21 protein-coding genes are annotated in these 23,325 nt (G+C 64.3%); 9 read left to right on the top strand and 12 right to left on the bottom strand.

The window, feature by feature from the left end; translation table 11 throughout:
• Nucleotides 1–316: 316 nt before the first annotated feature.
• Nucleotides 317–571, bottom strand: coding sequence for a hypothetical protein (locus AiwAL_RS07390; RefSeq protein WP_262312433.1), 255 nt, complete (start codon nt 569–571; stop codon nt 317–319).
• Nucleotides 565–1,533 carry a site-specific integrase gene (locus AiwAL_RS07385; RefSeq protein ID WP_262312432.1) on the bottom strand — a complete coding sequence of 323 codons (969 nt, stop codon included), beginning with the start codon at nt 1,531–1,533 and terminating at the stop codon, nt 565–567. The genes AiwAL_RS07390 and AiwAL_RS07385 overlap by 7 nt, the downstream gene beginning before the upstream one ends.
• 337 nt (nt 1,534–1,870) lie before the next feature.
• Here AiwAL_RS07385 and AiwAL_RS07380 point away from each other — a divergent pair, with 337 nt between their 5' ends.
• The 4 genes from AiwAL_RS07380 (at nt 1,871) to AiwAL_RS07365 (ending at nt 8,050) form a co-directional block, all read left to right on the top strand.
• Nucleotides 1,871–2,011 carry a hypothetical protein gene (locus AiwAL_RS07380; RefSeq protein ID WP_235703531.1) on the top strand — a complete coding sequence of 47 codons (141 nt, stop codon included), beginning with the start codon at nt 1,871–1,873 and terminating at the stop codon, nt 2,009–2,011.
• A 645-nt stretch (nt 2,012–2,656) separates the two neighbouring features.
• Nucleotides 2,657–6,106 (top strand): indolepyruvate ferredoxin oxidoreductase family protein, encoded by a 3,450-nt coding sequence (locus tag AiwAL_RS07375; protein ID WP_235703532.1) that lies wholly within the window; start codon nt 2,657–2,659, stop codon nt 6,104–6,106.
• A gap of 136 nt (nt 6,107–6,242) precedes the next feature.
• Nucleotides 6,243–7,895 carry an AMP-binding protein gene (locus AiwAL_RS07370; RefSeq protein ID WP_235703533.1) on the top strand — a complete coding sequence of 551 codons (1,653 nt, stop codon included), beginning with the start codon at nt 6,243–6,245 and terminating at the stop codon, nt 7,893–7,895.
• Complete coding sequence (locus AiwAL_RS07365) at nt 7,892–8,050, top strand: hypothetical protein (protein WP_235703534.1); 159 nt, start codon at nt 7,892–7,894, stop codon at nt 8,048–8,050. Before AiwAL_RS07370 ends, AiwAL_RS07365 begins: the two co-directional genes overlap by 4 nt.
• Here AiwAL_RS07365 and AiwAL_RS07360 read toward each other — a convergent pair.
• The 3 genes from AiwAL_RS07360 to AiwAL_RS07350 all read right to left on the bottom strand — a co-directional run bounded on the left by AiwAL_RS07360 (nt 8,041) and on the right by AiwAL_RS07350 (nt 10,207).
• Nucleotides 8,041–8,424: a hypothetical protein gene (locus tag AiwAL_RS07360; protein ID WP_235703535.1), complete on the bottom strand. Its 384-nt coding sequence runs from the start codon at nt 8,422–8,424 to the stop codon at nt 8,041–8,043. The genes AiwAL_RS07365 and AiwAL_RS07360 overlap by 10 nt on opposite strands.
• A 62-nt stretch (nt 8,425–8,486) precedes the next feature.
• Entirely contained in the window at nt 8,487–9,179 is a 693-nt protein-coding gene (locus AiwAL_RS07355) for a glycosyltransferase family 32 protein (protein WP_235703536.1), read from the bottom strand.
• A gap of 230 nt (nt 9,180–9,409) precedes the next feature.
• Nucleotides 9,410–10,207 (bottom strand): ubiquinone biosynthesis protein COQ4, encoded by a 798-nt coding sequence (locus AiwAL_RS07350; RefSeq protein ID WP_262312431.1) that lies wholly within the window; start codon nt 10,205–10,207, stop codon nt 9,410–9,412.
• 116 nt (nt 10,208–10,323) lie between these two features.
• On the opposite strand from AiwAL_RS07350, the gene AiwAL_RS07345 reads away from it, so the two are divergent.
• Nucleotides 10,324–11,562 carry a lipase gene (locus AiwAL_RS07345; protein WP_262312430.1) on the top strand — a complete coding sequence of 413 codons (1,239 nt, stop codon included), beginning with the start codon at nt 10,324–10,326 and terminating at the stop codon, nt 11,560–11,562.
• A gap of 22 nt (nt 11,563–11,584) precedes the next feature.
• On the opposite strand, the gene AiwAL_RS07340 is transcribed toward AiwAL_RS07345, so the two are convergent.
• Both AiwAL_RS07340 and AiwAL_RS07335 read right to left on the bottom strand, forming a co-directional pair.
• Nucleotides 11,585–12,658, bottom strand: coding sequence for a 2Fe-2S iron-sulfur cluster binding domain-containing protein (locus tag AiwAL_RS07340; protein WP_235703539.1), 1,074 nt, complete (start codon nt 12,656–12,658; stop codon nt 11,585–11,587).
• Entirely contained in the window at nt 12,658–13,866 is a 1,209-nt protein-coding gene (locus AiwAL_RS07335) for an alkane 1-monooxygenase (RefSeq protein WP_235703540.1), read from the bottom strand. The genes AiwAL_RS07340 and AiwAL_RS07335 overlap by 1 nt, the downstream gene beginning before the upstream one ends.
• 123 nt (nt 13,867–13,989) lie before the next feature.
• Here AiwAL_RS07335 and AiwAL_RS07330 point away from each other — a divergent pair, with 123 nt between their 5' ends.
• The 3 genes from AiwAL_RS07330 to AiwAL_RS07320 all read left to right on the top strand — a co-directional run bounded on the left by AiwAL_RS07330 (nt 13,990) and on the right by AiwAL_RS07320 (nt 16,646).
• Entirely contained in the window at nt 13,990–14,829 is an 840-nt protein-coding gene (locus AiwAL_RS07330; protein WP_262312429.1) for a PAAR domain-containing protein, read from the top strand.
• Between the two features lie 208 nt (nt 14,830–15,037).
• Nucleotides 15,038–15,814: a pentapeptide repeat-containing protein gene (locus tag AiwAL_RS07325; RefSeq protein ID WP_262312428.1), complete on the top strand. Its 777-nt coding sequence runs from the start codon at nt 15,038–15,040 to the stop codon at nt 15,812–15,814.
• Nucleotides 15,815–15,968: 154 nt separating this feature from the next.
• Entirely contained in the window at nt 15,969–16,646 is a 678-nt protein-coding gene (locus AiwAL_RS07320; RefSeq protein ID WP_262312427.1) for an isoprenylcysteine carboxylmethyltransferase family protein, read from the top strand.
• 25 nt (nt 16,647–16,671) lie between these two features.
• Here the strand turns inward: AiwAL_RS07320 and AiwAL_RS07315 are convergent, their stop codons facing one another.
• On the bottom strand, nt 16,672–18,924 hold the full coding sequence (locus AiwAL_RS07315) for a bifunctional diguanylate cyclase/phosphodiesterase (RefSeq protein WP_262312426.1): 2,253 nt from the start codon (nt 18,922–18,924) through the stop codon (nt 16,672–16,674).
• 212 nt (nt 18,925–19,136) lie between these two features.
• Between AiwAL_RS07315 and AiwAL_RS07310 the strand changes: the two genes are divergently transcribed.
• Nucleotides 19,137–19,925: an N-acyl amino acid synthase FeeM domain-containing protein gene (locus AiwAL_RS07310; protein ID WP_235703547.1), complete on the top strand. Its 789-nt coding sequence runs from the start codon at nt 19,137–19,139 to the stop codon at nt 19,923–19,925.
• Between the two features lie 86 nt (nt 19,926–20,011).
• On the opposite strand, the gene hemJ is transcribed toward AiwAL_RS07310, so the two are convergent.
• Genes hemJ through hemE form a run of 4 tightly spaced genes read right to left on the bottom strand, consistent with a single transcriptional unit; the run spans nt 20,012 to nt 23,320 of the window.
• Nucleotides 20,012–20,461 (bottom strand): protoporphyrinogen oxidase HemJ, encoded by a 450-nt coding sequence (hemJ, locus tag AiwAL_RS07305; RefSeq protein WP_262312425.1) that lies wholly within the window; start codon nt 20,459–20,461, stop codon nt 20,012–20,014.
• A complete protein-coding gene (locus AiwAL_RS07300; RefSeq protein ID WP_235703549.1) occupies nt 20,458–21,141 on the bottom strand; it encodes an HAD family phosphatase in 684 nt (227 codons plus the stop codon). The genes hemJ and AiwAL_RS07300 overlap by 4 nt, the downstream gene beginning before the upstream one ends.
• The gene (gene hemH / locus AiwAL_RS07295; RefSeq protein WP_262312424.1) at nt 21,138–22,223 is read right to left on the bottom strand and encodes a ferrochelatase; all 1,086 of its coding nucleotides are present in this window, start codon (nt 22,221–22,223) and stop codon (nt 21,138–21,140) included. Before hemH ends, AiwAL_RS07300 begins: the two co-directional genes overlap by 4 nt.
• A complete protein-coding gene (hemE, locus tag AiwAL_RS07290; protein WP_262312423.1) occupies nt 22,220–23,320 on the bottom strand; it encodes a uroporphyrinogen decarboxylase in 1,101 nt (366 codons plus the stop codon). The genes hemH and hemE overlap by 4 nt, the downstream gene beginning before the upstream one ends.
• Between the last annotated feature and the right edge of the window lie 5 nt (nt 23,321–23,325).

Here is a 23,325-nt window from a genome sequence, read left to right as displayed (position 1 = left end):
GGCGTCGCCCCCCGCGCGGGGGCGTGGATCGAAACTCTATAACAACGGTTCGTTATCAGATTTTCGCCGGTCGCCCCCCGCGCGGGGGCGTGGATCGAAACTTCAGCAGGTCGCGCTGCTGTTCGTCGGCCGGTGTCGCCCCCCGCGCGGGGGCGTGGATCGAAACTCCGGTGACGGCGCCACCGACGCTTGTTGCATATGTCGCCCCCCGCGCGGGGGCGTGGATCGAAACAACATAACAAAAGCGGCCGCGCGCGGCCGTAAAAAGAAGAAGAGCGGGCCTTCAGGCCCGAAAAGGCCGCGCCGTCGTCGCGCTTCAGCGCGACTCTGAAGGGACGGCGGCGGCAGGTTCCCACCCCGGCAGCCCCTGAAGAATACGATCGGCATTTTTGACCGGGTTCACATGGCCGTAGTGCTTTTCAATCATCTGTACGGAAGTGCCCATCTGCTTTGCCAAGAAATAAACGTCCACGCCCTCGGTAAGGCGGAACGTCGCATAGGTATGCCGGAAGCAATACGTGCTTCTACGACTGCCCGACGAACTCATGAGCAATCCCGAATCGGTCAGCAAACCCTCCACGAGCGAGTGGTAGAGCGTGGCGGCAGGGCCCCGGCCTCGTTAGTAAAGACGCAATCGGTAGGCTCTTTGGCCTTGGTGATCGCCCGGATGCGGTCCAGGTATGTCGCGACATTGGACGCCGCGACAAGATGCCGGTGCTTGCCCTTCCCCCGGACGTTCAGCCGCACAAACGGACGACCCTGCTTGTCGGTCTGCACTGAAACATCGCGCCATTGAAGATTCTTTGCCTCGGACGGCCGCATGCCGGTATTCGCCATGATGAGTACAAAATTATAGGCGACCGTGCGATACCAGCTATTCAAGCTGTTTCGCGCCTCCTTGACCCATCCTCGCGCAAACATATGGAGCTTGCGGTACTCGGCCGGCGCGAACTCCTCGCGTCGAGCCTTGCTCATGGGCAGCCTGTCTTGCGGAATTTGGCTCTCGCGGATGTAATGCTTGCGGGCGGCATACCCAAGGATGGAGCGAAAAGTCGCCATCTCATCCCGTATCGTGCCTTCGCTGACCATGCCCCCCGAACGGCCTTTGCCATTTTTCTGCCGCCAGATGGGGTAGGATGTCCAACGGTCCTTGCCGATCTGGCTGATCTGGACGGTGCCGACGTAGCGGTTGAGCTGCGAGCGGATATGGGAGTCCAGCACCCGCCAGCGGTGGCGGCTGATCTGCCTGGCCTCCGCACGTTCCTTCTGAAAGGCGGAAAACTCCTGCGCCACCTGGCTGAACAGCTTATTGAAAACCGGGATGTCATGCTTGACCGAGAATCGCACCTCGGCGTCCTGGTCAAAGGCCTTATCCCGTGCCGCGTTTATATCTGAGGTCTTCAGCGAGAACGTCTTATAGCGGTCCGCGTTCGGCAGCTTGATGCGGCAGTACCAGTTCCGATGCTTCACGTCCGCACGGCGGAAAATGATCAGCCCGGTTTTTAGCGTCTGAGTATCGACCAGAAAGGACATGATGTCTCCTTTTCTGTGCAGATTCTGTGCAGATGGGGCGCGTAACCCCTTGATCTTCGATACCTGTGTAGGCCCTGTGCAGACGTTTTTAAAGTGAAAAAACGTTAAAAATCAATATCTTATTTTAGTATAGTCATCACGTAGACGTATTGATAGCTGGGCATTAAAAAATATCCTGTCGGGCGATTGGGCTGGCCGGACGTATAGGAACACCGCCGCGCCGGAGCAACCGAGCGGGAATCCTCGCATCCATGCTTGGATCGGGGAATCGTCCTGGCTGGTTGGAAGCGAACCATGGACGACGGCAAGCCCGCCGGGGCAAAAACGCCATCCGCGAATGCGGCAGGAACCGGAGGCGCGGGCGCGTCAGGCCGAAATCGGCCGCGCCCTCGAAGCGATCAGGGCGTTGCGCCGCCGCGCCGGAACCATGACGACCGACGAACCGCTCGCCGCCAAACACGAGGGACGTTCAGGCTGATTTCGATCAGCTCCGATCCGTCTCGCGCGAGCACGGCTCTGGCCGATGGCATCTTGGCCTGCCCCGAAGCCGTCATCGCGCGGAGCAAAGCGACAAAGCGATCCATCCATGAACTCCATGGCATGAACTCCATAGATGGCTATCGTTGGCTAAATCACCCCGAGCAGCCACAGAATCAGCAGAATGATGATGATCGTGCCTAAACCGCCACCCCAATACATTGGGTCTCTCCAAATTGTGGGATCACGGATATGGGAGCGGCGCACGGCATAAGCAGGACCGGGTTCATTGAAACCGCGTCACCGGCCGGTAACACCCCGCAACCGGCCGCACACTCACATCACATTCACGTGATAGATCTCGAAACAAAGACATAATAGCTGCCATTTACTTCGGCACCGCACAACGGCTTTGCGCAATTTTATTTCGCGTCGACCCGCTCGCCGCCATCACCATAACACCATGCGCGGCTCTGTCCTGAAGCATTGGAAAATCCAGCCCGGATCGATCCAATCTCCGGCCAGATTGTTGATTTTACTCGCAAATCCTCATCCATCGGCACATACTTGAGTCCAACGGAACACGCCGCCGGGCGTTGGAACAGGACGAACGCGCCGGGGCTCCGGCGCAGGGGAACGTAACTGAATGAAGACCGCCGAACTCGCTCGCGACGCGCGCTACACCGCAACCGGGGGGCGCATGATCCTCACCGGCACCCAGGCGCTGATCCGCCTGCTGCTCACCCAGCGCCGGCGCGACCGCAATTCCGGCTTCAACACCGCCGGCTTTCTCTCGGGCTATCGCGGCTCGCCGCTCGGCGGGCTCGACATCCAGGCGTTCGCCGCCGCCAAAGCTCTCGAAGCCGAAAATATCGTCTTCAAACCCGGCCTCAACGAAGACCTCGCGATGACCGCCATCTGGGGCAGCCAGATGACCCCGCTGTTCCCCGGCGCGAAAAACGACGGCGTCTTCGCCATGTGGTACGGCAAGGGCCCCGGCGTCGATCGCTCGGGCGACGCGATGAAACACGCCAACTACGCCGGCACCACGCGCCTTGGAGGCGTTCTCGTCGTCACCGGCGACGATCATGCGGCGAAATCCTCCTCCATCGCCAACCAGAGCGAGCAGGCGCTGATCGCCGCCGGGGTTCCGGTGTTCGCCCCCAGCTCGATCGCCGACATTCTCGAACTCGGCCTTTACGGCTGGGCCGCCTCGCGCCATTCCGGCCTCTATATCGGCTTCAAGACGGTCGAGGAGATCATCGACTGCACCGCCTCGATCGCCACCGACCCCGAAGCCCTGTCCATCGTCATGCCGGATATCGATTCATCCCTCGTCGCCATGCGGCTGCACGAAAAAATCCTCGACCAGGAAGCCCGCGTGCTGCGCGTCCGTTATCCGGCCCTGCTCGATTTCGTGCGCGCCAATCCGATCAACAGGATCATCGACGCCGCACCCGGTGCGCGGATCGGCATCGTCACCGCCGGCAAATCCTTCCTCGATGTCGAACAGGCGCGCGCCGACCTCGCGCTGGACGGCGCGCGCCTGCTCAAGCTCGGCATGACCTGGCCGCTCGAGCCCGAGATCATCCGCGACTTCGCGAACGGTCTCGATGAAATCGTCGTCGTCGAGGAAAAGCAGCCAATCGTCGAAAACCAGATCAAATCCATCCTCTACGGTACCGCCAACGCGCCGCGCGTTCTCGGCAAAACCGATGAGGCCGGCGCCACCCTGCTGAAACCGGAATCCGACCTCTCGGCCGCCGAAGTCACCCTGGCGCTCGGCGACCGCGTCGAGCGGATCATGCCGAGCGAAGCGCGAAGCAAGCTCCTCGCCAATCTGCGCGCCAACATTGCCGGCGCGAACACGCTCGATTTCGGCGCCCACCGCGTGCCGCATTTCTGCTCCGGCTGCCCGCACAGCACGTCCACCAAAGTGCCGGACGGCTCGCGCGCCATGGCCGGCATCGGCTGCCACTACATGGTCACCTGGATGGACCGCTCGACCGACGTGTTTTCCCACATGGGGGCCGAGGGTGTGGCCTGGATCGGCCAGTCGCCGTTCACCGAGGAAACCCATGTCTTCGCCAATCTCGGTGACGGCACCTACCACCATTCCGGCATCCTCGCGATCCGCGCCGCCGTCGCCGCCGGCGTCAACATCACCTACCGCATCCTGTTCAACGACGCCGTGGCAATGACCGGCGGCCAGCATATCGACGGCCCGCTCACGGTGCCGCAGATCACCCGCCAGCTCGCCGCCGAGGGCGTCGTCCGCATCGACATCGTCACCGACGAGCCGGAAAAATATCACGGCGTGACCGATCTCGCGCCGGGGGTGACGATCCATCACCGCCGCGACCTCGACGCGGTGCAGCGCAGTGTGCGCGAAACCCCAGGCGTCACCGCGCTGGTCTACGACCAGACCTGTGCGACCGAAAAACGCCGCCGCCGCAAACGCGGCACCATGGCCGACCCGGCGAAGCGCGCCTTCATCAACCAGCGCGTCTGCGAAGGCTGCGGCGATTGCTCGAAAACCTCGAACTGCGTCTCCGTCGTGCCGGTCGAAACCGAATTCGGCCGCAAGCGCTCGATCGACCAGTCCTCCTGCAACAAGGATTTCTCCTGCGTCGAGGGCTTCTGCCCCAGCTTCGTCACCGTCCATGGCGGCGGCCTGAAAAAACCCGAGGCCACGCTGCACGCCGCCCCCGCCAACCTGCCTGAACCCACACTCCCCGCGCTCGACCGCCCGTGGAACGTCGTCATCGCCGGCATCGGCGGCACCGGCGTCGTCACCATCGGCGCGCTGCTCGGCATGGCCGCGCATCTCGACGGCGTGGCCGTCTCGGTGCTCGACGTTCTCGGCCTCGCCCAGAAGGGCGGCGCGGTGGTCTCGCATGTCCGCTTCGGCGGCGCCGCCGGCACCGGCCAGGCGCTGCGGGTTCCGCAAGGCCGCGCCGATCTCCTGCTCGGCTGCGACGCGCTGGTCTCCGGCGAGCACGAAACCCTCGACTGCCTGGGCGAGGCCACAACCAGCGTGGTCAATCTGCACGAAACCATCACCGGCGAATTCACCCGCGACCCCGATTTCTCGCTGCCGATGCGCCGCCTGCGCCAGACCATCGCCAAACGGGTCGGCGAGCCCAACCTCGCCAGCATCGACGCCACCGGCCTCGCCACCGCGCTGATGGGCGACGCGATCGCGACCAATCTGTTCGTTCTTGGCTATGCCTGGCAACTCGGCAAAGTGCCGGTCGCCCGCCAATCCATCGAGGAGGGCATTCGCCTCAACAATCAGGCGGTCGCGCTCAACCTCGCCGCCTTCGCCTGGGGCCGCGCCGCCGCGATCGATACCGATCAGGTCATCGCCAAACTCCCCGCCCGCGCCAACACGCGGAAACCGGAAACCCCCGATCTTGACACCATGATCGCCAAATTCCGCGACGAACTGGTGGCCTATCAGAACGCCGCCTATGCCGGGCGCTACATGACCCTGCTCGCCGAGGTCCGCGCCGCCGAACAGAAACTTCGCACCGGCTCGGCCGCACTCACCGAAGCCGCCGCCCGCAATTTCTACAAGCTGATGGCCTATAAGGACGAATACGAGGTCGCCAGGCTCTATTCGGCACCCGAATTCCGCGACGGCCTCGCCGCCCAGTTCGCCGGCGACACCAAACTGCGTCTGCACCTCGCCCCGCCGCTGCTCGCCAAGCGCGATGCCCGCACCGGCCATCTGCAAAAGCGCGAATTCGGCCCCTGGATTCTCACCGCCTTCCGCGCGCTTGAAAAATTCAAGTTCCTGCGCGGCACCGCCCTCGATCCGTTCGGCTATACCGAGGAACGCCGCACCGAACGCGCGCTGATCGCCCGCTACGAGGCGTCGATCCGCGCCGCCCTCGCCGGTCTCGACGCAACCAACCTCGCCAAAGCCGTCGAACTCGCCGGCCTGCCCGCCCAGATCCGCGGCTTCGGCCATGTGAAGGAGGCCAATCTGCGCGCGGTGGCACCGCTCTGGCAGGCGCTCGACGATCTCTTCGCCGCGCCGCCCACCCAGGCGACCTCCGACCCTGACCATTTCGGAATCGCAGCGGAATAGGAGCGAATCCCCGTCATCGCGAACCGCGAAGCGGTGAAGCGATCCATCTCCGGGCGCCTTGTCGCCATCGGAGCCCGGAAACGCCACTTCCCCCTCGCAAAACCCTGGACTACCCTCCCCAAAAAGGGAGCGACACATGCCAGCGAGCTACGTCCAGGGCCTCAGCACTACCCCGCGCCTCGGCCTGACCATCGGCGCCGCCCTCGACCGCGCCGCGCGCGACCACGCCGGTCGCGACGCCCTGATCGTCCGCGCCCAGAACCTCCGCCTCACCTACGCCGAACTCAAAACCCGCGTCGATGCCTGCGCGGCCGGCCTGATCGCGCTCGGCCTCGAACCCGGCGACCGCATCGGCATCTTCTCGCCCAACAACGCCGAATGGGCGATATTGCAATTCGCCTCCGCCAAGGCCGGGCTGATCCTGGTCACCATCAACCCCGCCTACCGCATCTCGGAACTCGAATTCGTCCTGAACGAAGTCCAGTGCAAGGCCCTGGTGCTCGCCCGGCGCTTCAAATCCAGCGACTACATCGCGATGCTCGATCAACTGACACCGGAACAACTCCCGCATCTCGAACTGCGCGTCGCGATCGGCAACGATCCCGCACCCGCCGGCATGATCCGCTTCGCCGACATCGCCGAAGCGGCAACCCCCGACTCCCGCGCCCGGCTCGAAACCCTCAGCAGCACCCTGCAATTCGACGACCCGATCAACATCCAGTTCACCTCCGGCACCACCGGCGCGCCCAAGGGCGCGACGCTCTCGCACAACAACATCCTCAACAACGGCTATTTCGTCGGCGAGGCCTGCAAACTTCGCGTCGGCGACCGCATCGGCATCCCGGTGCCGCTGTATCACTGCTTCGGCATGGTGATGGGCAATCTCGCCGCGATCACCCATGGCGCCGCCATGATCTATCCCGCCGAGGGCTTCGACCCGCGCGCGACCCTCGAAGCCGTCGCCGCGGAGCGCTGCACCCATCTCTACGGTGTGCCCACCATGTTCATCGCCGAACTCGACCACCCCGATTTCGCATCCTTCGACCTCTCATCGCTGCGCGGCGGCATCATGGCCGGCACCACCTGCCCGATCGAGGTGATGCGCAAGGTCATCGAGCGGATGCACATGAATCAACTGACCATCTGTTATGGCATGACCGAAACCTCGCCGGTCAGCTTCCAGTCCGCCACCGACGACACGCCCGAACGCCGGGTCGCCACCGTGGGCCGCATCCATCCGCATCTCGAAGTCAAACTCATCGATACCGACGGTCGAATCGTCGAACGCGGCGAACGCGGCGAGATCTGCACGCGCGGCTATTCGGTCATGCTCGGCTATTGGGGCCAGGAGGCGAAAACCCGCGAGGCGATCGACGAAGCCGGCTGGATGCACACCGGCGATCTCGGCGTGATCGACAATGATGGCTATTGCACCATCGTCGGGCGCAGCAAGGACATCGTGATCCGCGGCGGCGAAAACATCTATCCGCGCGAGGTGGAAGAGTTCCTGTTCCGCCATCCGAAAATCGCCTCCGCCTCGGTCTTCGCCGTCCCCGATGCGAAATACGGCGAAGTCCCCTGCGCCTGGATCAAGCCCGCCGCCGGCGAAACCCTCACCGAAGCCGAAATCCTGCTGTTCTGCGACGGCCAGATCGCCCACTACAAAATCCCCCGCTACATCAAAATCGTCGATGAGTTCCCGATGACGGTGACCGGCAAGATCCAGAAATTCATCATGCGCGACACCATGATCGCGGAATTGGGCTTGAACAAGGGAGAAGTCGGATGAGCGATCTGGCGACCGCGCTGGAAACCGAGGTCATGGCCGCGCGCAAATCGGGCGATATTCCGGCCCTTCTCGCGGTGGCGCGCGCCGGATTTCGCCGCCCTGCGCGCCTATATGCAGCTCAAGCGGAAATCCCGCCCCTGCCCCCTCAGCAATGATCGCCGCGCAGCGCGACCGATCGAACCACCCGATCCCTCACGGCGAAACCGATCCTGCACGTATCGTAATAGGTCCGGCCCGGAACGTTCGGAGTAATCCCGCCGAGAGACGGTCGCTGATCCACGAAAAGCGGCCCGCCGGTATATCCCGGCACATAGGTTCGCCAGATCCGGTCATAAATGAAATAGGTGGTGTCCCCGGCTTCGATCTTTTGCTTCGGCGGACCGAGACCGGCGATCAGGGCCGATTCCGGCCGTCCGACATAGGCAGACATTTGTTTGGACAGATTCGGCCCAATCGCGCACCCCGCCAGCGCGAGAATCACCGGAAGCACCAGAACAGCCCGTTTATCGGCCCACGCCATAGCCGCCATACGTTGCATCGCTCCGCGATTCAACGTCAAGCCATATTGATCTGGCCCCGCCCGGCGGGCAGTCAAGCGCGGAACGCCGATTCCCGCTCCTGGCGCTGCGACCAGTGCAGCCCGCCTTCGTTATAGGAACCGCCGCGAATCTCGAACAGATGGTCCCATACCGATTGATGGTCGAGCATCCGGTACTTGCCGCGATCGGGCACCGCCCCGATCGCCTCCATCAGCACCGGAGACCCGGTGACGTAGAAGATCGAACCCGCCATCCGCCGGCGAACATTGCGGACGGCGCCGTCGAGTGCTGCGCTGATGCAGGGATGATACGGACGCGCGCCGATGAAGCTGTTGATCAGAAATCCGTTCGGCTCCTGCAGGTTGTCCTTCGGAAAATGCTCGGTGACGACGAGATCGTCGAAAATCAGCCGGTCCAGGAACGGCATCAGCGGATGCAGCTTGAGGTCGACCCAGAAGCCGCCATCCATTTCGAGCAGGAACAGGCGGGCGATATCGGCCTGCATCGCCGGAAACCGGCAGGCGGTGATGGCGGCGCACACATCGGCGCGATCCTGCAGGCGAGCCAGCCTCGCGACCTCGCCGAGCCGCCAGAGCTTGTAACCGAAATTCGGATGCAGCAGCCGCCACGCCAGGCAATTCGCCGCGACATCGGCCGGGAGTGCCGCCGGTTCCCGGTCGCCCAAATCCTTCCCGGCACGCGCATTCGGGTCGATCCAGAGCTGATGGATCGACGGTGGGATCATCCAAAAAAATCCCAGAAATCGAGATTTTTCAATCTCATTTTCTGGAATTTAGATTTTACATCTATGTTTTCAACGTAAATGATTCAATTTTAATGCAACTCTAAATTTAGAGCGTGATCGGTTCAAGCCGATCACGCTCTACTCATATTTTGGCGAGCAAATTGGCCGGTTTTGATCGAACCCTATGGTTCAATCAAAACCTACCTTGCTCTAGAGATACGCGCTGCCGCTCAGTGCTGGGTGGTGACCAACTCCGACAGCGTGCTCACATCGCGCCCGGCGGCCGCGCGAATGCGGCGCATCAGCGCGTCGTAACGCGTCGGCGGCGCGATGCCGAGGCGGCGCCGCGCTTCGATCAGATCTTCGGTGAGCAAGGCTTCGAGATCCTCGCCGGGCAGCCAGGCGGCGGATTTGCCATGGCGATAGGCTTCGCGCACCGCCGCGATCACACCCTCGCGCGGCAGCCCGGCGCGGCGCAGCATCTGCGTCGTGCGCAGCGCGCCGAGTGCCGCGATCACCGCGAAACTCCTGATCTTCTGCTGCGGATAGGAAAAGGCGAGAACGCACACCTCGCCGAGTTCGTCGCGCCCATAGCCGGTAATGATGTGGCAAAGATCGTGCATGTCGCGCAGCCTGCGGGCGAACAGCTTGGCGCCGTCCTCGCGGTTGTTCAGACTATCCAGCGCGTCGCCGGAAATCGTCACCAGCCCTTCCGCGCTCAGCCCCTGCTCCTGCATGAAAGCGAGATATTCCCGCCCGACGCTGCCCTCCGGCAGGCGGGACAGTGCCGCATGATCGGACAAGGCAGTGAGCAGATGGCGCTGCTCGGCGATCGCCCGCGCCCCCACCGGGGAGGCGCGGAACCGCTGATAGGGTGCCACGCCGGATTTGCCGCGCAGCGCATCGGTCAGGCGGAACACCTGCCGCGTGTCCTGCGGATCGCGCAGCAGCCGGTACAGCGCGAGCGCCGCGTCGAACGGGCGGATTCGCGGCGATTTCGGTCTGACGGATGCGGTGATGTCGGACATTGCCGGTCCCCTGATTTCCTGATTAATTGTTGACAGAAATGTTCGTTAAAGTCAATCTCAAAACCATGGGCGCGCGTCGCCGCCCCTGACGTCCAGGCACCAAAAACGGAGAAACCATGTCCGAATCCCTGTTTTCCCAAGCCGAAACCGCGCTGCTGAACACCGTGGTCGGCGCCGGAACCGCCCTGTCCGATGCGCTCGCCTTGCCGCCGGGCACGCTGCCCTTCCTGCCGACCGGAACCTTCGCCGCGATCTCCTCCGGCATCGACACGCTGGACAATCTCGCCAACGCGACCGGCCTTACCACCCTCGCCAGCGACCTGCTCGGCGCGCCGGAGAGCCTGATTAATGGCACGGCAATCGGGGGCACCACTCTCGGGATTCCGCAATCGATGGGCTTCGTCGCCGGCGCGGAACCAGCCATCGTGCCCATCGAACCCTCCGCGGCCACGCCGACGGTCGCGCAATTTCTCGATGCCGCCAACGCGGAATACACGCTCGGCGGCACGCCGCCCGGCATGCGCCCGTTCCTGGTCGATGGACGGCAGCTCGGCATCACCAACGAAATCACCGGCCTGTCCGCGAAAGTCTGGGTGACCGACCAGAATCAGATCATCATCGCCTATCAGGGCACCACCGGCGGCGACAATCTCCTGGTCAACCCGCTGATCGCCCTCACCCAGGTCGCTACCGACGTGCAAATCTACGCGAAAACCACGCCGCAGGCCGAAACCGGCGCGCTGGCCTTCGCCAGGGAGGTGATCGGCTATGCCGCGCAGCAGGGGATTTCGCCGGGCAGCGTGTTCGTCACCGGCCATTCGCTGGGCGGAATCGAGGCGGAATACGTCGCCCAGCAGACCGGGCTGGGCGGCATCGGCTTCGAGCCGACCGGAATCCCGAAATCGGCGACCGCGGCAGGCACCGGCGCCAATTTCGTCGATGTGGTGACCTATGGCGACCCGGTGGGCAATTACGCGTCGGACATCAAGGGCGAGCAGCCCTTCGCCCCCGCCTACGCGCCGGGACAATCGGGCAGTTTGCCGCATTACGGCCAGGTGGTGATGATCGGCACGCCGTCCGATCAGACGCAACTGACCCAGGCAGTCGCGAGCTGGAACAATCCGGGACTCAATCAGCTCACGGTGCCGGCAACGCTGGCCGTGCTGATGGCCGAATATCATTTGCCCGGCACCCAGGCGCACGATCTCGGTATCGCCCTGTCGCCGCTCGGCGTCTCCGATACGCAGGGCAGCATGAATGGCACCGTGTTCCCGGCCGGCGGCTACACCATCCCGCAATTCATCAAGGCGTATGATGCGGCGCACGGCATCGCCGCGAGCGCGCTGGCAGCCTGACCGGAGAGCGGCGGCCGTCCGATCAGGCGACCGCCGCCAATACCGAGCGATCGGTGAACGCATCGTAGCGGATATCGGCACGGCCGATCCCGGCTCCGTTCAGCACCGGAATCGCCGCGTCGATCATCGCCGGCGGCCCGCACAGATAGGCGTGGGACGATGCGAGCGCCACCGGCTCCATCGCGCCGAGATGAGCGTGAATGAAGCCCCGCGCCCCGGCCCAGCCGGAACCGTCCGGCTCGGCCGACAGGACCGGGACGAAGCGGAACTGCGCGATCCAGCCGCGCGCGAGCGCCGCGATCGCATCCAGCGCATACAGATCCGCCTCGCTGCGCACGCCGAACATCAAGGTCGCGTCGCGCGACACCCGGTCCCGCCGCGCCTGTTCGAGCAGCGCGAGCACCGGGCCGAGCCCCGAGCCGCCGGCGATGGCGAGGATCGGTGCGGTCGAGGGGCGCAGGAAGAAATCCCCGAACGGCGCGCGCAGCGCAAGCCTATCGCCCGGCCGCGCCGCATCGAACAGCCACGAGGTGAGCTCCCCGCCCGGCACGCGGCGGATGAAGAAGCGCGCGCGGCGCGTCCCGCCCTCGTCGGGCGCGTCGATGAAGGAGAATTGCCGCGCCGGCTCGCTCCCGCGCGCGAGTTCGGCATATTGCCCGGCGGTGTAGGCGACCGGCTCTGCGAGATCGAGGGTGAGCCGCATGATATCGCCGGTCTGCCGGTCGAGTGCGGCGATGCGCGCTTCGGTCGCGACCACGTCGTGGCGCGGCCCGCCGGCGATCAGCCCGAAATTCTCGAGCACCAGATCGCCCTTGGGCACCGACTGGCAGGCGAGAATCACCCCTGCAGCCATTTCCTCATCGCTCAGCAGGTAGGATTTGTCGGTCAGTTCGCGCACCTGGCCGGAGACCAGCCTGGTTTTGCAGGTCCCGCAGGAGCCGACCCGGCAATTATGCGGATAGGCGTAACCCTGGTCGAGTGCGGCCTGCAGCACGGTCTGCTTCGGGCCGACCGCGAACCCGATATCGGCGGGCAGCACGCGGACCTGGGAAGGCGCTTGTGCTCCGCCGCCGAACAGCCGGGAGAACAGCGCCATTATTCCGCCGCAACCAGCGGCGCGCCGCCGAGATGCGCGCGCGAGCCGATGAAATTGGCATCCCGACTCGCCGCGTTCGCCGCCTCGATCAGGGGATATTCGGCGGGTGCGGCATAGCGGCGGTCCCAGTCGAGCACGGCGGGATCGACCACGCGGCGAAACCAGGACGGGATCAGCGCGATATAGATCATGGTGAGGTAGCCATAGGGCATCATCGGCGCGTCTGGGTAGGAGCGGAGTTCCCAATAGGGCTTGTCGCCCATCGCGTGGTGGTGGGAATGGCGCGTCAGGTTGAACAGCATCCAGGACGAGATCCGGTGGTTGCAGTTCCAGGAATGGCGCGGCTCGACCGCCGCCCCCGGCACCCGGACGATCCCGTAATGCTCGATGAAGTTCACCGCTTCGAGATAGCATTTGCCGAACAGCGAGGTGACGAAGAACACCGCGACCCCGGCCCAGCCGGCGAAGGCGTAGAAAATCGCCGCATAGACGAGCGACATCGCCCAGCCGGTGAACATCCGGTTGCGCAGGGACAGCACGCCGTGCCCGGTCCGCGCGAGCCGGCGCGCCTCGATATGCCACGCCCCTCTGATCTGGCCGAGCGTGGAGCGGACGATGAAATGATAGACGGTCTCGCCGCGATACGCGGTCGCCGGGTCGGACGGCGTGCCGAGATTGAGGTGGTGACCGTAGACATGCTCGATCGCGAAGCTCGCGTCGCAGGTCAGCGCGAGCAGCCAGCGCCCGACGATCATCGCTGTCTTGCTCCAGGTCCGGTGGGTCAGCTCATGGCCGACCACGGTGCCGAACCCGGCCCAGATCGTGCCGAGGCAATAGGCGCCGACGATCAGTTCCGGCAGGTTGGTATGCGTCCGCACCGCCAGAAGATCGATGCCGGTGACATGCTGGAACGCCGCGCCGAGGCCGAGCGGATCGCCCGCCACCCCGAGATAGCCGCCGAGGAACCACGCATAGAACACCAGATAGACCACCATCAGCGGCAGAACCAGGTAGAGCTGAAGGTTCATCTGCCCCGGATGGCGATATTCCGGGTCTTCGGTCTCCATCCCGCTGACCAGATCGAGCCCGACGAAAACGCCGGTGATGATGATCGCGGCAAGATAATAGCGCCAGCCGCCCAGCGTCATCAGGACGGTGAAGGTGACGGCGATCGCGGTGATCGAAAGACTGCGTGCTGTAGCCTGCATGGTACGGACGTCCCTTATTGCCTCGGGTGATTTCCGCCACACTAATGACAAAATAGTCAATAGCGCAAGCGAAAAATGCAGCCGCCGGCTTTTCGTCGCCCGTCCCGATGTTATCCGGGGGTGATGGCCGGCGAGAAACCCGCGGCGCGGATGACGGACCTGCACACCTGCCCGGAGAGCGACGGGCCGGTGCCGCATGTCGGCGGGCCGATCGTCAAGGGGTCTCCGACCGTGCTGATCGGCGGTCTGCCGGCGGCAAGGGTGAGCGATCTGGTCACCTGCGTCGGACCGCCCGATATGATCGTGATGGGCTCGCCCACCGTGCTGATCAACGGGATGCCGGCGGCGCGGATGGGCGATCAGACCGCCCATGGCGGGGTGATCGTCGGCGGCCTGCCCACCGTGCTGATCGGGATGGGCGGAGCGCCGGCGCCAGCGGTCGTTCTGGCGGCGGATACGACCACGCCCCAGCATGCCCTCTTGACCCGTGAGCAGGTTTTCCGGCGCCTCCAGGATCACACGGCCAATTCAGCGCGAAAAATCGATGAAATGGGCGATCAAGCTTATACAAAACGACAATTGGACGCCATCAAAAACGACGAACGGGCAAGACCCCGGTTTCGCGGCTCCCAGATCGACAAGGAGGCACGAAAGCAAGTTCAAAAAGATGATGATTTGAAGGAACGGGTCACCGGCAAGCCGAACAAGAGGCCGGACTTCATCGATAAGGAGACCGGCGACCAGTACGACATGACCACCGAGGGCCAGTTGCCGGCACATCGGCTGAAATACGGCGATGACCTCATGCACCTGGACACCGGCGGCAAGACGATCGATCCGCAGCCGCCGATGCCGCCGCCCAGGATCGCTCCCGTGTCCCCGCAAGGGCCACCGCCGGACACCGCCATCTTGCCGGAACAGCCGGACCTGCCGATCATCGACGATATTCTGCCATTGCCGTGAGTCTCATGACCGATCTTTCACCCTCCCGCCCTCCCAAGCGCTATTCCCCGAAGCAGTTCACCGCGTGGCGCGAGCGCTGGACCGGGATCGAGCCGGACGAGGCGCTGCGAACCCAGCCCTTCGGCAAGACCGAGGACGGGCTGTTCGATCTACGCGGGCTTACGATATGCCCCCCACAGCCCGGCGAAAAATGCGATTGGACCATGCCGTGTTCAGGTCATGCGATTTCACCGCCGCTTCGCTCGCCGAGACGAACGCCGAACATTCCGTTTTTCAGGATTGCGTCTTCGACTATGTCGACATGAACAATTTTGGAGACTACGGCTCCACCTTCACCAATTGCCGGTTCCACCGAGGCGAATGGCAGGTCGGAGCGATCGGGTTCGATACCAGCGGCAGCGCCAGGGGCGAATATCAGTCCCGCTACGTCAACTGCCATTTCGAGAACGTGAAGCTGACGAAGACGGTCTTTGGCGATCCGCATTTCATCAACTGTTCTTTCGTGTTCAAGAAGCTGAGCGGGGTGGATTTCGCGTGCAGCGGGTTCGTGAGCTGCCGGTTCGAGGGCGCGTTCCAGGATCTGACGTTCCGGGGTGCCTACGATCCTGAAGACTGTGTGCGCAAGGGAAAGCCGGAATTTGCCGGGTTCACCGATGTCAGCTTCGAGAAGGCGGCATTGCAATGGATCGACGTGCGGGGTGGCTTGCCGTTCCGATCCGTCAAGATGCCGGCGGATGGCAGCGCCTTCACCGCCGATCTGCCGAAGATGTGCAAGGAGCGCGCTTCCATTCTCGACCAAACGGCGGATGGGCGGCCCCGAGAACTTATCGCCCGTTACCTTGAGATCACCTGTCGCTTCGCGCACGAACAGCCGGTGGATATCATTTCACGCTACGACCTCATCGAGTCCGCCGGAAAGGGCGAGGAAGCGACCGCTGCCGCCATCTACGATACGCTCAGGCGCGGCTACGAAATCGCCGCGTGATTTCGCAAACGCATCGTCCCCGCCGAAACCGCAAGATCAAGCCCGAATACGACGCAACCCTCCATCGCCGGCGGCACAAGATCGAAACCATGTCCGGCCGTCTCAACAACTGGCGCCGCATCGCAATGCGTCGAGGGTGTGCTACCCTCCCGGCATGACCAGCCAGAACACGAAGGCATTCCTCTCGCTATGGGTCGTCATCGTCGTCATGGCGGCGCTGGTGTTCGTCCCGGCCTGGACATTCGATTACTGGCAGGCCTGGGTGTTCCTCGCGGTCTATTTCGCCTCGTCCTTCGCGATCACCCTCTACGTGATGAAAACCGACCCGGCGCTTCTGGCGCGCCGGATACGCGGCGGCCCGTTCGCCGAAAGGGAGCCGGCGCAGAAAATCATCATGTCCCTCACCTCACTGGGATTTATCAGCCTCGTCGTCGTCCCCGCGCTCGATCATCGGTTCGGATGGTCCCGCGTGCCGCCCGCTCTCGCGCTCGCGGGAGACTTGCTCGTCGTGCTCGGCTTTCTCGCCGTCCTGGCCGTGTTCCGGGAAAACAGCTTCACGTCCGCGACCATCGAGCTCGCCCCCGACCAGACAGTGATATCGACCGGCCCCTACGCACTGGTCCGCCACCCGATGTACGCCGGAGCCCTCGTCATGCTTCTCGGCATCCCGATCGCACTCGGCTCGTGGTGGGGGCTGCTCGTCATCGGCGCGATGCTGCCCGCTCTGGTCTGGCGCCTGCTCGACGAGGAAAATTTCCTGGCCAAAAACCTGCCCGGCTATGCGGAGTATCGGAAGCAGGTCCGGTATCGCCTGTTGCCCCCGGTCTGGTAGCACCGGAACCTGCCCAACCGGCCTGTCATTGCGAACCGAAGGCGAAGCAATCCAGCGAAGGCGGCGCGGCGAGCCATTCCAGCATCTCGGCATCCCTCAGCGGCGGGCAAACCTTGAACCCCTGGGCATTGTCGAAGCCGAGCGCGCGCAGCAGGGCCATATGCTCCTCGGTCTCGGCCCCTTCGCCGGTCACCGCGAGGCCGATATCCTTCGCCAGCCGGACGATATTGCCCAGGATTTTCCGGCGGCGCGGATCGTTCGCGGCGTCGAGGAGCAAGGATCGGTCGATCTTGAGCGTGTCGAACTGGAAATAATACAGCGTCGCGACCGAGGAATAGCCCGAGCCGAAATCGTCGAGCCCGAGCCGGCAGCCGAGCGCCTTGATCTCGCGCAATATGGCGACGATGTGCGCACTCATGTCGAGCAGGGTGGTCTCGGTCAGCTCGAATTCGATCCGCTCCGGCCGCACGCGGTTGCGCGCGAGCGCCGCCGCGATTTTCGCGATCAGCGCCGGATCGTGCAGCTGAACCGGGGACAGATTGACCGAAACCGCGACCGGCTCGGGCAGGGTCGCGGCAAAGGCGCAGGCCATGTCGATCGCCCGCGCACCGATCGGGATGATCGCGCCGCTCTGTTCGGCGATGGCGACGAACCGGTCCGGGCCGAGCACGCCGTAGCGCGGATGATTCCAGCGGATCAGCGCCTCGACCGAGGTGATCCGCCCGGTATCGAGTGCTGCGATCGGCTGATAGTCGAGCAGGAACGCCCGGTCGTCGAGCGCGTTGTTCATCTCGAAATTGAGTTCCTGCGCCAGTTCGGCGTGCTTGTCCCGCTCGGGGTCGAACAGGCGGTAGGTGGCGCGGCCTTCGGTCTTGGCCCGGTAGAGCGCGAGATCGGCTTCGTGGTGCACCTCGTCCGCCACGGCACCGGCGATACCGATCTCGGCGATGCCGACGCAGGCGCCGATCCTGACGCTGATGCCGTTGCACTGGAACGGACTCGCGAGCCGCGCCACGATCCGTTCGGCGACCGCCATCGCCTCGCCGCGCTCGCTCGCCGGCAGGATCACCGCGAATTCGTCGCCGCCGAGCCGGAACGCCAGATCGGCTGTCCTGATGCTGCCGGCGACGCGTTTCGCCACCGCGACCAGCAGGATATCCCCCATCTTATGGCCGAAGGAATCGTTCACCGTCTTGAAATGGTCGAGATCGAGGCAGAGCAGCGCTGCCCCCTTCGGCCCCGGATCGGCGCAGACCGTTTTCAGCGCATCGTCGAAGCTCAGCCGGTTGGCGAACCCGGTCAGGCTGTCGTGGTTCGCGATGAAGGCGATCTTCTGCTCCGCCCGCCGATATTCGGTGACGTCGGAACCCACGCCGCGATAGCCGGCGAACCGCCCGTCCGCGCCGAACACCGGCTTGCCGGTCAGCGACCACCAGCGCAGCTCGCCGCCGAGGCGGAGCGCCACCCTGCGGTCGCGAAACGGCTCGAACCGGCCGATCTGGCCGATCAGCGCATCGGCGGCCCCGTCATCGGGCGCGCTCCCGTGCTCGCGGAGAAAACCGGTCAGCGACATTGACGTCATCTGTTCGAGCGTCTTGCCCGCGACCTCGGCGAACCGGGCGGAGGGCCGCGCCACGCCGAGCGAGGCGTCGGTTTCCCACAGCCAATCGCTGGAGCCTTCCTCGAAATCGCGCAGCAGCAGCCCGATCACCTCGCTCTGAAGCTGCGCCTCGATCCGCTTGAGTTCACGGTCGATCGTGTCGCGGTTTACCGACAGGATCGAGGTGAAGGTGAGAAAAGCGTAGCTGAACAATCCGACCAGGCTCGGCACCGGCGGCGTCGGGCTGTCGACCAGCAAAGCGATCAGCGAACCGACGGTGATCGGAATCCACAGCGCCAGCGCATAGACCGCCGGGCCGGTGAACGCCGGCGCCGACATCAGCCCGACCGCCAGCGCGTAGAGGGTGCTGGTCTGCACCAGATCGGCGTGACCCAGCCCCTCGATCAGGACCAGTGACCAGGAAATCCCGATCAAGGCGGGAATGCAGCAGAATACAAGCTGAAACAGCCCGAACCGCTGAATCCTGTTTTGCTCCAGCCACCAGAGCCTCGTGGTCAGGATCAAGGTAAAATAGCTCGCGAAAACGCCACCGAAGGCGATGCGCATCAGCGGCGAATCTCCGTGATTCCAGAAACTCCAGGACAATGCCAGGGCGACGACAGCGCCGGTAACCGCCATGCGGGGCGCAAGCCGGGCCCGCAAATCCATTTGCGCCATGGCAATTTGCCGCCGGATATCCGCAGGCATTTCCTTGCGTTTTATGGACGGTATCCCAAGATTTGCGATGAAATCGAAAAGTTGCATCGGTTGTTAGTCCAACCACTCTTCCTGTTTTGGAACAATACAAATTAAGATACGCTATATTTCTGTTCTTCTATACAATTCAGATTATCATACCGCCATCGTGCAACCGGCGGTGGAGCGAGTCAATGGATGGTTACAATTTCGTGGCACATCCCCAGCGGGGAATCAGCGTCAAGAATTTCAGGCCTGACGCCGATGTTCTCGAAGCGCAACTCGCTCTTGGCCAACGTCTCTCCAACATCGCCTATCAGCTCCGCTACGAGGGCTATCGGTCCTATGACTATATTGGCGATCGTCCGGGCGGATCATATTCCGATTCCTATGACGCCCAGGCCAATAACCGAACCGCGATCGTCTTTAAACAGGGCATTCCCGCCGCCACGGTCAGGATCACGGTGCACGATCCGGCCAGCGCCGATTCCGGTGACCGCAAACTGCCGGCGATGGAAATTTTCAGCGACGAGATTAAGGCGACGATGGCCGCCCTGCGGCCGAACGGCAGAAGGCCGCGCGCCGCGGAAATCGGCAGGCTGGTCCGTTCGCCGGCCTACGCCAAGGATTTCGCCATCGTCTTCGCCCTGTTCAGAATAGCGGGCTACCTGATCCTCCACGCCGACGCCGATGTCGTATTCAACGCGGTGCGAACCCATCATATGCCGATGTATCGACGGTTCGGCTTTCAGCAATTGGAAGCACCGCGCCAATATCCCGGCCTCGCGTTCGAGACAGGCCTGATGGCATGTTTCCGGCCGAATTTCGCCGATGCCCGCGACAATCTGCCGTTCCTCCAGGGGATTTCGACCGAGGATGCCTGTTATGCCGGCCTGATCGCCGGCGAGCGGGTCAGGCTGTTCGGCGACGCCCCGAACCGCGCCGCGCGGCGCGAACCGGCCGGCATGAAGACCACGCCATAACAGACAAACCGTTGCAAATAATAATAAAATTCGTCATTGCGCGCCGAAGGCGAAGCAACCAATCGGCCGGAAGGTCCCGATCGCTCCTACGGCTTCACCACCACCATGATCACGATGATAACCATGAGAACGGTCGGAATCTCGTTGGCGATCCGGTAGAAGCGTTCCGATCTCACGTTCCGGTCGGACGCGAAATTCCGCCGCCATTTCGACAGCGCGCCATGAAACCCGCTCATCAGGATGACCGCGCCGAATTTCACCAGCCACCACGGCGCCGACCAGGAAATCGCCCCCGGCGTCAGGATCAGCAGAATGCCGAACCCCCAGGCGCCGATCATCGCCGGCAGGGCGATCTGCTTGAGCAGGCGCCGCTCCATCACCTTGAACCGCGCCGACTCCACCGATCCGGGTGCCACCTGGCAGTGATACACATACAGGCGCGGCAGATAGAACAACGCCGCCATCCAGGCGATCACCGAGATCACGTGGAACGCCAGCTCCCAGCGATAAAACGGCGCGAGGGCGGCAATGGTCATGCCCCGACCCGCTCCGGCGCCACCAGTGCCGCAAGATCATCGAGCCTGCGCAGAATCCGCGCGGCCCCCGCCGCGAGCAGCGCGGCGCCATCGCCATGGGGCAAAAACCCGTAGCAGGTCATGCCGGCCGCTACCGCCCCGGTCACTCCGGTCACGCTGTCCTCGATCACCAGGCAGCGTCCGGGGGCCACGCCCTCGGCCCGCGCCGCGTCGAGAAACACGTCCGGCGCCGGCTTCGGTCTGCCGCCCGTGGCGAACAGGCGCGGCGCGCTGTGAGTGCGGCCGCGCACCAGCACGGTAAAGCCGGTGCGGGCGAATTTCGCGTCCATCTCGGCATCGGCCGAATTGGACGCGATGCGCCAGGGAATCCCCAGCGCATCCAGCCGCTCCAGAATCGCCCGCGCGCCGGGAATTTCGGTCACCTCGCGCGCCATCGCCGTGGCGATCTTCGCCACCATCCGCTCGCCCCAGCCCGAAGGCAGTTCAGCCCCGCGCTCTGCTTCGATGATCGGCTTCATGGTCCGCAGCGAGACGCCGGCGAACCGCGCCATCGCCTGCTCCGGCGTGGTGGGAATGCCGTGCTCGGTCATGTCCTCGGCCACCACGCGGGCGGAGACGATCTCGCTGTCCATCAGCACGCCGTCGCAGTCGAAAACGATCAGGTCGAACGGTCGTATCATGCGGCGTTAACTGCCCGATAGCGGGTCCAGGGGCAATCGCCGTGGCGCGCATCGCAGGCCCGCCCGCCGCGATGCGAACACAGCCCGTCGCCCTGCGCCAGCGCCCGCCGCGCGATTCCGGCGAGCGCCGCGATGAACGAAGCGTCGTCGTTCGGCGCGGGCACCCGGTAATAGCCTTGCAGATGCAGCGTCTCCGCGACCTCGCGATAATCGACATCGAGCTCGACCAGGGTTTCGATATGCTCGGAGACGAAGGCGATCGGCACCACCACGGCCACCACCCCGTCCGCGGCGGCCCGCGCGAGCGCCTGCTCGGTCGAGGGCTCGATCCAGCGCTGTGGCGTCGCGCGCGACTGATAGCAGACCTGATGATCGATCGCCTCACCCAGCGACCGGCCCAGCGCCGCCATCACCGCGGCGACGCTCCGCTCCACATGGTCCTGATACGGATCGCCCGCGCGAACGATGTTCTCCGGCAGCCCATGCGCCGAAAACAGCAGCCGGATTTTTGCTCCTGGCCGTTCGGCGTGCGCCGTTGCTAAGGTTCCGGCAACCAGCGCCGCGATCGAAGCCGCATAACCGGCATCGTCATGCCAGCAGCACAGCGTGGTGGTCGGCGCCACCAGGCCGGCGCGCGCAGCCGCCTCGTGCCAGTCGGCGAGCGAACTGCCGGTCGTGGTGGTGGAAAATTGCGGATAGAGCGGCAGCAGCAGAATCCGCTCCGGTTTCCAAGCCTTGACCTGTTCGGCCGCCTCGCGCGCGAACGGATGCCAGTAGCGCATCGCGACGAAGCATTTTACCCCCGGCAGCCCTGCCTCCAGCGCATCCGCCTGACGCCGGGTCAGCTCCAGCAGCGGCGATTTGCCGCCCATCAGCGCATAACCCTGCTCGGCCTTCTGCTGCGCCGCGGCGGCGATCCGCCGTGCCAGCCAGAACCGGATGAACCAAGGCGCCCGGATGATCGCCGGATCGGAGAACAGGTTGACCCGGAACGGCTTGATCGCCTCCGGGCCATCCGGCCCGCCCAGGTTGAACAGAACGATCGCGATGCGCCGGTCCGAAGCCGGCCCGGCACCGCTCATGACACCGAACTGGCGGCGAGCCGCGATTCCTCCAGCGCGGATGCCCCGCCTTGCGGTCTCTCGAGGGTCCGGATGCGCTCGACCAGCGCCGCGACATGCTCCGGCGGGGTATCGGGCAGGATGCCGTGGCCCAGATTGAAAATATGCGGCATTCCGGCAAGCTCGCCGGCGATCCGCGCGGCGGCTTGGTCGAGGGAAACCCCGCCGGCGCGCAGCAGCAGCGGGTCGAGATTGCCCTGAAGGGCGACCTTGCGCGGCAGCAATCGAACAAGGCCCGGCGCGTCGGTCGCGGTATCCATCCCGAACCCGGAAACCATGGTCTCCTCGATATAGGGCAGCGCCATCAGCCCGGCGAGGCGGGGAAACCCGATGATCCGTGCCCCCGGATGCCGGTAGCGCACCGCCTCGACGATCCGCGCGGTCGGATGGATCACATGGGCGCGGAACAGGTCGGGCGGCAGCATCCCGGCCCAAGAATCGAACAACATGACGCAATCCGCCCCGGCCTCGATCTGCCAGCACAGATAATCGACCGTGGCGGTGGTGACGATTTCGATCACCGAGGCGAGCAGCGCCGGATCGGCATAGGCGAGCAAGCGGGTGCGCGAAAAATCCCCGCCGCGCCCGTCCAGCATATAACAGGCAACGGTGAACGGTGCCCCCGCAAACCCGATCAGCACGGTTTCGCCGGGCAGTTCGGCGCGCACCCGCGCCACCGTCTCCGTCACCGGCTCGGTACCCGGCTTGAGCCGGTCGAGCTTGAGCGCCTCGACATCGGCGAGACTCTCGATCCGCCCGAGCACCGGCCCCTCGCCCTCGGCGAAGCGCAGCTTCTGGCCGAGCGCCCAGGGCAGGATCAGGATATCGCTGAACAGGATCGCCGCATCGAGCCCGAACCGCCGCACCGGCTGCAGCGTCGCCTCGGTGGCCAGACCGGGCGTGGTACACAAGGCGATGAAATTTCCCGCCGAGGCCCGCAGCTTGCGATATTCCGGCAGATAGCGCCCGGCCTGGCGCATCAGCCATACCGGCGGCGGCCACACCGCTTCGCCGTCGAGCACCCGAAGCACCGCGCGGTCCGTCGTTTTCCCCGTCATGCCTC

This window comes from Acidiphilium sp. AL, assembly GCF_025499445.1.
GTDB classification, from domain to species: Bacteria; Pseudomonadota; Alphaproteobacteria; order Acetobacterales; family Acetobacteraceae; genus Acidiphilium; species Acidiphilium iwatense.
This window is presented reverse-complemented; position numbering and strand designations above follow the sequence as displayed.